Annotated in this window: 9 protein-coding genes and 1 pseudogene; 7 read left to right on the top strand and 3 right to left on the bottom strand. The window is 47.0% G+C overall.

Going from position 1 to position 10,906, the window contains the following annotated elements; all coding sequences use genetic code 11:
• Nucleotides 1–309 (top strand): annotated as a pseudogene (locus tag QUA38_RS23970) (hypothetical protein); the annotation flags it as partial.
• 169 nt (nt 310–478) lie between these two features.
• A complete protein-coding gene (locus QUA38_RS23975) occupies nt 479–616 on the top strand; it encodes a hypothetical protein (protein ID WP_333166320.1) in 138 nt (45 codons plus the stop codon).
• 73 nt (nt 617–689) lie between these two features.
• Here QUA38_RS23975 and QUA38_RS23980 read toward each other — a convergent pair whose 3' ends face one another.
• On the bottom strand, nt 690–2,357 hold the full coding sequence (locus tag QUA38_RS23980) for a leucine-rich repeat domain-containing protein (protein ID WP_333166322.1): 1,668 nt from the start codon (nt 2,355–2,357) through the stop codon (nt 690–692).
• Nucleotides 2,358–2,492: 135 nt separating this feature from the next.
• Here QUA38_RS23980 and QUA38_RS23985 point away from each other — a divergent pair, with 135 nt between their 5' ends.
• From QUA38_RS23985 to QUA38_RS24005, 5 genes are all read left to right on the top strand, one after another.
• A complete protein-coding gene (locus QUA38_RS23985) occupies nt 2,493–4,442 on the top strand; it encodes a long-chain fatty acid--CoA ligase (RefSeq protein WP_333166325.1) in 1,950 nt (649 codons plus the stop codon).
• A 158-nt stretch (nt 4,443–4,600) separates the two neighbouring features.
• Entirely contained in the window at nt 4,601–5,041 is a 441-nt protein-coding gene (locus tag QUA38_RS23990; RefSeq protein ID WP_015179467.1) for a YlqD family protein, read from the top strand.
• A 173-nt stretch (nt 5,042–5,214) separates the two neighbouring features.
• Complete coding sequence (locus QUA38_RS23995) at nt 5,215–6,510, top strand: dihydrolipoamide acetyltransferase family protein (RefSeq protein ID WP_333166335.1); 1,296 nt, start codon at nt 5,215–5,217, stop codon at nt 6,508–6,510.
• Nucleotides 6,511–6,695: 185 nt separating this feature from the next.
• Complete coding sequence (locus tag QUA38_RS24000; RefSeq protein WP_333166327.1) at nt 6,696–6,902, top strand: four helix bundle protein; 207 nt, start codon at nt 6,696–6,698, stop codon at nt 6,900–6,902.
• The gene (locus tag QUA38_RS24005; RefSeq protein WP_333166329.1) at nt 6,859–6,960 is read left to right on the top strand and encodes a hypothetical protein; all 102 of its coding nucleotides are present in this window, start codon (nt 6,859–6,861) and stop codon (nt 6,958–6,960) included. Before QUA38_RS24000 ends, QUA38_RS24005 begins: the two co-directional genes overlap by 44 nt.
• A gap of 63 nt (nt 6,961–7,023) precedes the next feature.
• Here QUA38_RS24005 and QUA38_RS24010 read toward each other — a convergent pair whose 3' ends face one another.
• Together QUA38_RS24010 and QUA38_RS24015 are read right to left on the bottom strand one after the other, a co-directional pair.
• Entirely contained in the window at nt 7,024–8,454 is a 1,431-nt protein-coding gene (locus tag QUA38_RS24010) for a DUF3370 domain-containing protein (protein WP_333166337.1), read from the bottom strand.
• A 310-nt stretch (nt 8,455–8,764) separates the two neighbouring features.
• Nucleotides 8,765–10,720 carry a GAF domain-containing SpoIIE family protein phosphatase gene (locus tag QUA38_RS24015; RefSeq protein WP_333166332.1) on the bottom strand — a complete coding sequence of 652 codons (1,956 nt, stop codon included), beginning with the start codon at nt 10,718–10,720 and terminating at the stop codon, nt 8,765–8,767.
• Nucleotides 10,721–10,906: the final 186 nt, after the last annotated feature.

Raw genomic sequence — 10,906 nt, forward strand, 5'->3', positions numbered from 1 at the left:
AATCATTTGGCTAAGTTTTGGGGTTTCAGCCGCTGGGCATTCTCCCAGAGTTATTTCAATCAACTGAAAGGCTCTACTAAAAACCTGATTGCTTTGCTGAAACATCATCAAATTGAACGCACGCACGGCAATGATGTGTTTAATACTTCACTCAGTCTCAAACAGCTTTCTTTGGTGTTGGAATTGACTTTTACATTCACGCGAGTGATGGTGCGTCTGCGGCGCTGGAACCGCGAACTTAGTCGTAGTTATCTCAGACATTTGTTTGGCACTGCGCCGATGGTTGATGCACCGCGCAAGGTGGCTTAAATAGGACTTATGCGGAGCAATTTTTACACTATTTGTGGGGATAAGGTGCGGTGTGATTCGCCCTACAGATAGTGTCTGTGGGTAAGTCCTGTTAACAAAATTAAACCCGAATTGCAAAATTAAACGCTCGCACTTCAGAGACAATTCAAATTAAAATGTACTATAAATCATGCAAATTACGATCGACCTTCCCGACAATTTCCCGCTGACTGAAGCCGATGTGCGACTCGAACTCGCGATCGTACTTTATCAGCAGCACAACCTCAGTCTAGATAAAGCCACTCAACTCGCTGCAATAATCAACTGAAAGGCTCTACCAAAAACTTGATTGCTCTGCTGAAATACCATCAGATTGAACGGACGCATGGCAACGATGTGTTTCACTCACTCAGCCTCAACTCTTCTCTGGGGAATCGTGCTGGTGGTGGTGGTGAGAATATCTGCGGAATGCGGGATGGTGGTAGTGGTATTGGTTCTTCCCACTTACAGATAGACTCTGGCTTAAAAGGACAAGTTTTGGGAGCGATAGAATTTCCGCTGAGGACGAGATAAATCAGGTTAGTCAAGGATGCTAGCGGTTTGATGTCGCTGACTTTATTGTCGTCGAGGTAGAGATAATTCAGGTTAGTCAAAGATGCTAGCGGTTTGATGTCGCTGATAGAATTGTTGCTGAGGAAGAGCTCAGTCAGTTTAGTCAAGGATTGCAATGGTGTGATGTCGCTGATTTGATTTGCTCCGAGATCGATCTCAGTCAGTTTAGTCAAGGATTGCAATGGTGTGATGTCGCTGATTTGATTTGCTCCGAGATCGATCTTAGTCAGTTTAGTCAAGTATTCTAGCGGTGTGATGTCGCTGATTTCATTGCCGTTGAGGTAGAGATAATTCAGGTTAGTCAAGGATTGCAATGGTTTGATATCGCTGATTTGATTTACTCCGAGGTAGAGCTCAGTCAGTTTAGTCAAGGATTCTAGCGGTGTGATGTCGCTAATTTCATTGCCGCCGAAGGAGAGCTCAGTCAGGTTAGTCAAGGATTCTAGCGGTTTGATGTCGCCGATCTGATTGCCACTGAGCTCGAGCGTCGCGAGACTAGAAAGTTGTCGATCGGCCGCATCGCAATCATTAGTCTCTGCTTCCTTCAACAACACGTCAACAGTATGTTTGGTTTCTGGACTCAAATCAGCTTTTTGGCGGCACCAATCCGCAAATGTTCGCCTGCTGTTTCCCAGTTGTAGTTCAGGCAGTGGTGGTGGTGAGAATTGTGGCGGTGGCGGTGGCAGTGGTGGTGAGAATTGTGGCGGTGCTTCAAATAGTGGTGGTCCCCACATACAGATAGACTCTGGCGAAAGAGGGCAAGTCTTGGGAGCGATCGGATTTCCGCCGAGGGAGAGATCAGTCAGGTTAGTCAAGGATGCTAGCGGTTTGATGTCGCTAATTTTATTGTCGCTGAGGCCGAGCGACTCAAGTTTAGTCAAAGATTTTAGCGGTTGGATGTCGCTGATTTGATTGGAGGTGAGGTCGAGCTTCTTCAGGTTAGTCAAGGATGCTAGCGGTTTGATGTCGCCGATCGGATTGTAGCTGAGGTCGAGCTGTGTCAGGTTAGTCAAGGATGCTAGCGGTTTGATGTCGCCGATCTCATTGCTGATGAGGTTGAGCCAAGTCAGGTTAGTCAAGGATGCTAGCGGTGTGATGTCGCTGATTTGATTTCTTTCGAGGCTGAGCTCTGTCAGGTTAGTCAAGGATGCTAGCGGTTTGATGTCGCCGATTGTATTGTGGCTGAGGGAGAGCTCCGTGAGACTAGAAAGTTTCCGATCGGCCGCATCGCACTCAGTAGTCCCTGCTTCCTCCAACAGCACATCAACAGTATGTTTAGTTTCAGAACTCAAATCAGCTTTTTGGCGACACCAATCCGCAAATGTTCTGTTTTCCGATCGCGTTTCTTCAGCCTTCGCTCCAAGCAGATTTCCAGATAATGCTAAGATCGCACTCAAAGCAATTACTATCAACCTTGGTAAATTCATCTGTTTCTGTGCAACTATAATTTTCATCATTTTGTATCCCTAATTTTCTAAATAGACAATGGCAGGTTGGCAACCTGTCACGATACTGCCATAAAGTTGTAAAATAACTGCGATCTTAAACTTATAGCCAATAATTTTATCTCCATAAACTGAGGAAAATACCCTATGAACGGCCCAGCATCTTACACATCATCTCAAATGACCGATCGCGATCGCGCGAACCTCAGCAAGCTAATCGATTACAGTTCCATTCGATCGATACCCGAATTTTGGGCGATCGTCAAACAAAAATTCGGTCAAACCGTCGCCCTCCACGACCCCCACAGCAAGCCAGAAATCAAACTCACCTACACCGACCTCTACCAGCAAATCCAGCAATTCGCCGCCGGCCTCCAAGCCCTGGGCATCGAACCAAATCCAGCAGAACCAGTCCCGAACCGCGTCGCCCTCTTCGCAGACAACAGCCCCCGCTGGCTGATAGCCGACCAAGGCATCATGATGGCCGGGGCCGCCAACGTGGTTCGAGGCGCCACAGCCGACCCCGAAGAACTCCTGTACATCATCCAAGACAGCGGCAGTACCGCCTTAGTAGTCGAAAACCTGGCATTACTCAGAAAACTGCAACACCGCCTCCCGGATTTGCCTGTCCAACTCATCGTCCTCCTCTCCGACGAAGAACCGGAAACCAGCCAAACCCTAAACACAGTCAAATTTTCCCAAGTGATGACCACAGGGGCCAACCGTCCCCTCAAACCCACCAACCACAGCCAGCAAACCCTCGCCACCCTCCTCTACACCAGCGGCACCACCGGCAAACCCAAAGGCGTCATGCTGACTCACGGCAACCTGCTGCACCAACTCACCACCTTGGGCACAGTTCTCCAGCCCGAAGCCGGCGACGGCGCCCTCAGCATTCTGCCCAGTTGGCACGCCTACGAACGCAGCGTCGAATACTTCCTGCTTTCCCAAGGATGCACGCAAATTTACACCAATATTCGCTATTTCAAACAAGACTTTAAAACTTACAAACCCCACTACATGGTCAGCGTTCCGCGCATCTGGGAATCTATTTACGAGGCAGTACAAAAGCAATTTCGCGAACAGCCGCCTAACAAACAAAAATTGGTGAATTTCCTGTTATCTTCCAGCCAGCAATACATAGAAGCCCGCCGCATTTGCCAAGGATTAACTCTCAGTTTGAATCCGGCTTCTGCTTCCGAAAAACTCATCGCCCGCACCAAAAGCATTCTGTTGTCGCCCGCGCACGCCCTCGCCGAAAAACTGGTTTACCAAAAAGTCAGGGAAGCTACAGGGGGACGCTTAAAATGGGCGATTAGCGGCGGCGGTTCTTTGGCCGCGCATATAGACAATTTCTTTGAAATAGCGAATATCGGTTTATTAGTGGGATATGGTTTAACCGAAACGTCCCCGGTTTTAACCGTCCGCCGCCCTTGGCACAATCTTAAAGGTTCCGCAGGGCAGCCTCTAGCCCATACGGAAATTAAAATAGTAGACCCAGAAACCAGACAGCAACTGCCAACAGGCCAGCGCGGCTTGGTATTGGCGCGGGGGCCGCAAATCATGGCAGGTTATTATCTTAATCCCCAAGCGACTGCCAAAGCCATAGACTCCGAAGGCTGGTTCGACACCGGCGATTTGGGCTGGCTGACACCGGGTAAGGACTTAATCTTGACCGGGCGGGCTAAAGATACGATCGTCCTCAGCAACGGCGAAAACATCGAACCCCAGCCCATAGAAGACGCCTGCCTCCGCAGCCCCTACATCGACCAAATTATGGTAGTAGGTCAAGACCAGAAATCCCTGGGCGCCTTAATTGTCCTCAATGCAGAAGCCGTGCAGAAATGGGCAGAAACTCAGAATCCCCCTTTACACGAAATTGACTGGAATAGCAAGACAATTCAAGATTTATTCCGCAAAGAATTGAACCGAGAGGTGCAAAATCGCCCCGGATACCGCGCGGACGATCGCATCGGCCCGTTCCGGTTGATTCAGGAGCCATTTTCGATCGAAAATGGAATGTTGACCCAGACCCTGAAAATTAAGCGCCCGGTTGTGACGCAACACTACCGCGATATGATTGACGGGATGTTTTGAAATATTCGCAGGACTTGGGGAATGGAAAAGAAAAAATTATCCCAACACCCGAGTCCCGAGTCCGAGTCCTCAGTCCTGGGCCATTAGTTCATGTTTACCAACTAATGACTAATGACTAATGACTAATGCCTAATTCCTAATTGACAAGCAACAACTTTATGGAACCACAATTACTCTTGAAGCGATCGATTAACGTTAAAGTCGTCGTTACTCCCCGCTGGAAAGAAGAAGCTCAACAGCAACTCCAAGCCCAAATCAACCAAATAGACTCTCAGCTACAACAGTTAGAAATGCAAGGGCAGCGGATGATTTCAGAAATCCAAAAGCAAAATCTGCAGCCCCCAGGCCCGCAAGTAATGCAGCAAATAGAAAACATTCAAGTGCAGGTGAATCAAAGAAAAAGCGAACTGCTAGAACAGAAAAACCAAAACCTGCAACAGCTTCAGCAAGTGCAGGTACTAGACCTGGAACAAGAAGTGAGTCAAGGTCAAATTGACGGCACATTCACTGTCGGGCTCGGAGAAAACTTGATTCAAAAAATGCAAGTAGAAATTCTCCTCCGCGACGGCATAGTCGAAGAAATTCGAGGTGATATTTAGAAATTGGTAAGTGGTAATTGGCGATCGGTAATTGGCAATTGATTTTGAGTCAACAGTCACACATCAAGAATGCGAGACACTGGCATAATAATAAGTATTGCCGGTGGCCGATCGCCAATGCTCAATTGCCAAATACCGATTACCTATTACCAACACAAAAGGACTTTTTACAGATGATTCGCGAAGTTTTCATGCCAGCCCTGAGTTCTACCATGACAGAGGGCAAAATTGTTTCCTGGGTCAAATCCGCCGGAGACAAAGTAGAAAAAGGCGAAACGGTGGTGGTGGTTGAATCCGACAAAGCCGACATGGACGTGGAGTCTTTCTACGAAGGTTATTTAGCAATAATTATCGTACCTGCGGGCGAAGTGGCTCCGGTGGGGGCGGCAATCGCCCTGGTAGCAGAAACAGAAGCCGAAATCGCCACAGCTCAGCAGCAAGGAGCCGCCGCCCCAAGCGCAGCAGCAGCCCCCGCTCCCAGCCCCGTTCCTGTGAGCGCAGCTACATCGTCAGCAGGTTTGCAGCAAAATGTCAGTCGCCAAAACGGCCGCAGCGTCGTTTCTCCCCGCGCTCGCAAGTTAGCCAAAGAGTTTAAAGTAGATTTGAATTCTATCAAAGGCAGCGGGCCCAACGGCCGCATTGTCGCAGAGGATGTGGAAGCAGCAGCCGGCAAAGCCCAACCCGCTCCGGTTCAGCAACCGGTAACAGTCCCCGCAGCACCCGCACCGGCACCCGCAGCACCCGCCCCCGCAGCAGCCAAACCCGCACCCGCACCAGTCCCGGCGATCGCACTTTCGGGCCAAAAAGTACCGATGAACGCGCTGCAAAATGCGGTAGTGCGGAATATGGAAGCAAGTTTGAGCGTGCCGTCTTTCCGCGTGGGTTACACAATTACTACTGATAATCTCGACAAACTCTACAAACAAATTAAGTCGAAGGGCGTCACGATGACGGCTATGCTGGCGAAGGCTGTAGCAGTAACTTTACAAAAACATCCTCTGCTGAATGCTTCTTATGTGGAGTCCGGGATTCAATACCGCGCTGATATTAATGTGGCGGTAGCTGTGGCGATGGACGGCGGTGGTTTGATTACGCCGGTGCTGCAAAATGCCGATCGCCTCGATATTTATTCGCTCTCGCGCACTTGGAAGGATTTAGTCGATCGCGCCCGCACCAAGCAGTTGAAGCCTGATGAGTACAGCACGGGAACTTTCACTCTTTCCAATTTGGGAATGTTTGGTGTAGACAAGTTTGACGCGATTTTGCCCCCGAATCAAGGCTCGATTTTGGCGATCGGCTCTTCGCGGCCACAAGTAGTAGCTAATGAAGATGGTTTGATGGGAGTGAAACGCCAAATGCAGGTGAATATTACTTGCGATCACCGGATTATTTACGGTGCTGATGCGGCGTCTTTCTTGCAAGATTTAGCGAAATTGATTGAGACAAATCCTCAGTCTTTGACGCTTTAATTAGTTAACTGTTGACTGTTGACTGTTGACTGTTGACAGTTGACAGTCAATGGTTTGCCATCAAGTATGTTAAAGCAGCTAATATGGAAAGCTCCCAACAGCTAAGAGTTGATCACTTAGCAGAAAAAATATCAAACGAAATATGGTTTATTCTTAAAAAGTAGGACGACTTTGCGAAGGAGACGATGGGCCAACAGATAGTGCGATCGGCTGATAGTGTTGGTGCTAATCTTGCAGAAGGACATGGACGCTATAGCTATCAAGATAATCAGCGTTTTCTGAAAATTGCTCTTGGGTTCATTAAACGAAACAAGACAGTGGTTGAGACTTGCCTACGCTCCCAATCTTTTGACTCAAGAACAGAGCGATCGACTGCATCCGTTATTAAATGAACTTTCACCAAAACTTAATCTCTATCTTAACTCATTAAAACAACAACCCAAAGGTTAACAGTCAACAGCCGACAGCCAACAGCCAACCCTCAACAGTTGACAGTCAACCGTCAACCAATAACTAATTACTCGATCGCACAGTCAAAACTTGCGGCGGCGTCGCATCCGGCGGATACAAGAAATCCACCTGCACCAAACGGCGTTCCCCCGGCTTCATATTCACATTCACCAAAGGTTCCCCCTGCTGTCCCCGCCGCTGCACAATGTGAATGTAGCGCGTCAAAGTCTTGCCCGTATCATCCTTAAACATCACCCGCACCGTACCTCGGAAAAATATCCGATTTTCGGGAGGATCGTAAAACATCAATCCCCCCGATTCTGTATTGGCTTTTATCGGTGTTTGCATTTTAATGCTAACAGATTGGGACTCGCGAGATTTGTTGTAAAGCGGAAAAGTTAAGTTGTATTGAATCCCGTAATTACCGTGAGCAAAATAAGCAGTATCGGGATAGCGAGCTAACATTTTAGCACTTTGAACTTGACCTGTTCCAAAAGTACCCGTATCAGTAGTGCTCAAAGCATAGGAAAATGACTCGCCGCGCTTGGGAATCGTTAAATAATCGGTTCTCGAATTGTCAGTAATTTTAGCTTGCCACTGGGAACCTTCAGCTACTCCCGCCACGCGGCCGTAAATTTTTTGCACCGGATTTTCGCCTCTCGGAGTTGGTGCTAAATCTCTCGGCCCCGCTAAACCTTTGGTATTTAAAATATTTTCCCACTGTTCTAATGTGGGATATTGCTCGACTCCTCTTTGACTTTTAGGAGCAAACATGGCTAATGACGCTACATAAACCGAATTGCTGCTCGACATTCGCATCAAGGTCGATCGACCGTTGGAAGCAGGGGTGACATTCCCCACAGGTATCGGCAAATTCATCAGCATCCGGCTCTCATTGGCCGGAATCTCGATCGCCGCCGGCAAAATGGCTTGTCTGAACCCCCGCAGGACATCGCTCGTAATGCGGCTTCCAGGCCCCGCAAACACAGTGCCGAATCGATTCTCTAAATACGACGGCAAATCGACAAACAAAGCATCCGGCCGAGTTAAATAAGTCGCTCCTTGCAATACATTTAAAGTAACAGGTTCCGAGTTGGGATTGTGGACAATTATTCCTTGAAATAAGGTGCGAGTTTCGGCGCGATTTTTAGCTTTTGCGATGTAGTGGGCAAAGATGTCAAATCGACCTTTGAAGCGAAAGTTTAAGTGTGCAGAAGGTACTTGTTTTCCTTCGGGCCCAAATGTGGAGAGCAAAATGCCTTCGGTTTGCACAACTTCGGGGCTGTTGCTGTTGAAAACGGGGATGCTGTCGAGTTTTCCCGGTAAAACGCGCACTTGTTGGCGCTGCATGACTGTGTTTAGCGGGGCCGTTGTCTGCGGTTGTGGTAAATCCAGTTCGTTTTCGGGTGCGGGGGCTTCTGGGTCGATGATCAGTTTTTGTTGGGCGGGAGGTGCGGGGATTGTTTGAGCTAAGGGGAAAATTGGCAAAAACATTGCTGTGAGAGCGTTTAACTGAACTTGCAGAAGATTGCCACATAGCAACCGACACAAAACTTTACCACAAGTTGGTTGATGTTTTTGGGGATTTTTGGATTTGAGGTGAATGTTTGCGGTAAATTGGGCGGCCCAATTTAGGACTTTGGAGAAGTCGCGTCCAAGGAAGGCAATGGAGCGAGCCTCTTCGTCTCATCGACTACACCCCCGCTATACAAGTCCGGTGCAACCGGACTTGATATGACCAATTACCAATTACCAATTACCACTTACTAATTACCAATTACCAATTCCCAATTCCCAACTTGCGTTATTTCTGTTTTAGGACTACCAACGTAATGTCGTCAAAAACTTTCTGTTCGTCAATATGTTGCCGCACATCATCAATTACTGCTTGTCGAATTTCTTCAACCGTTTTGTGGCGTTTTTCTTTCACCACCTTGCACAATCTTTCTATGCCGTAATACACTCGATTTGTATTTATAGATTCGGTAATTCCATCTGTGTAAAGCACTATTATATCCCCTGGATTAAGATGCACTTGAATTTGGGAAACAAAACCAGAAATATCTTCCTCTAATCCCAGGGGAAAACCGAGTTCCAGTGTATCGATCAGTTCGATGTTACCATCAGTACGGACTACGATAACTTCTTCATGTTGGCCGCTGAGGCTGAATTTACTATCTTGATAATCTAACAAAGCCAAGGTCATGTTTTTAGAGGAGTCGATGCGCTCGATATTGGCATAAAGGGTGCGGTTTAACACATCAAGAAACTTCACCGGATCGGTTTCGTTCATTTGTTGGAGAGTGCGGACGGCGGTTTGCGCCATAATCATTAATACGCCACTTTCTAAACCATGTCCCGTAACATCGCCGATGCTAATTTTTACCCGATCATTTTGGGTTAGCACGTCGTAGTAGTCGCCACCAACTTCATCGGCAGGTTGCATGTATCCAGCTATTTCTAATCCTTGAATTTTATCAAGTTCTGATTGTTTGGGCAAGATCATTTGTTGCAGTCGTTTGGTGACTTCTAACTCAGCACTGGGGCGGATGTTTTCGGCTTTGAGTTTGTTGTTGAGGGAGCTAATTTCCTGGTTTGCTTGGGCGAGTTGGGCGGTGCGTTGTTGCACTTTATCTTCTAAAGTTTGGTAGAGACGGGCATTTTCGATGGAGATCGCAGCTTGGGCGGAAATGATGTTGAGGACTTCTAGGCGATCGCGCGTAAAAGCCCCCGCTGTTAAATTATTTTCTAGGTATAGGATGCCTACCAATTTACCTTGATTGATCAGGGGGCTACACAAGATAGATTTAGGTCGCTGCTGAATAATATACGGGTCAGATGCAAACCTGGTTTCAGTTGTTGCATCATCGATCGCAAGAGTTTCTTGCGTGCGTTCTACATAATTAACCAGCGAGATAGGAATCTCTTGACTTTCAGCCGCTGACTTGGAGATTAATTGACATCGTTCACCCGTACATTGAGCTTCAATTTTCCACTTACCTGCTGGGTCAGGTATGAGGAAATAAAATTTTTCCGCTCCCGCGTTTTCCAGCAAGACTTGCATCAAATTGGAGAGCAATTCATCCAGATTAATTTTCCCTGAGAGCGCTTGGGAGGCTTTGATAATTGTTGATAAATCCAGAGCTTGTCCAGCACCTGAACTGGTAGAAGTGATAGTGCTTCTGGTCTGAACCATCGTTTCGTCTCTTTCACTCGGAAGGCTATTTTTCCTACCGACTATAGGTGCGAGTAATTCAGCATGGCGCTCTTCTAAATCTTTAACTTTTGCCTTGGCTCCCCAGCGAATATAAGCATAGTAAGCGTCAATCAAGTAGGTACGCGCTACTTTCTGACGACCTAATGCTAAATAAAATTCTGCTGCTAGTTCATTGGCGAGGGCTTCGTGCTGGACGTATCCATTTTCCTTTGCTCCATCTATCGCCAGGTCGTAATATTCCATTGCTGAGAAATATTGCCCCAATACGCGGGCTTTTTCGGCCTCTACTAAGTCATACTTATGCTGGTAATTGGCAGGGCAATGGAACGCCCAATTTTTTAGGCTTTTCTGAGTTTCTTCTACTTGGTTGAGGTATTCTTGTTTCTTTTCTTCCTCTCCTGAATCTTCCTGAACATACAGGGCTAAAAGAATCAGACAATAGTAAAAATTATGTTCAATAAAACTAATATTTGATTGAACGTAACCTGAATATTTCAACCCCTCTCTCGCAAACTCGATAGCTTCTTCATACTGCTTAAACAAATAGCCAACTACAGTTTTGGCAAAATAAAGCCTGAACAAGCAAATGAAATTTTTTACTTCTTTTATATCAATACTCCGGACAGTTTTTAAGCAGCCAGAGTACCATAAAACAAGACTGAAGGAAGATTTGGATGATTTAAAATCAAATCCGGGTCTAAATCTAACTTATCAATAAAGGTACAAAGT

Source organism: Microcoleus sp. Pol12B4, from assembly GCF_036701385.1.
Lineage (GTDB): Bacteria > Cyanobacteriota > Cyanobacteriia > Cyanobacteriales > Microcoleaceae > Microcoleus.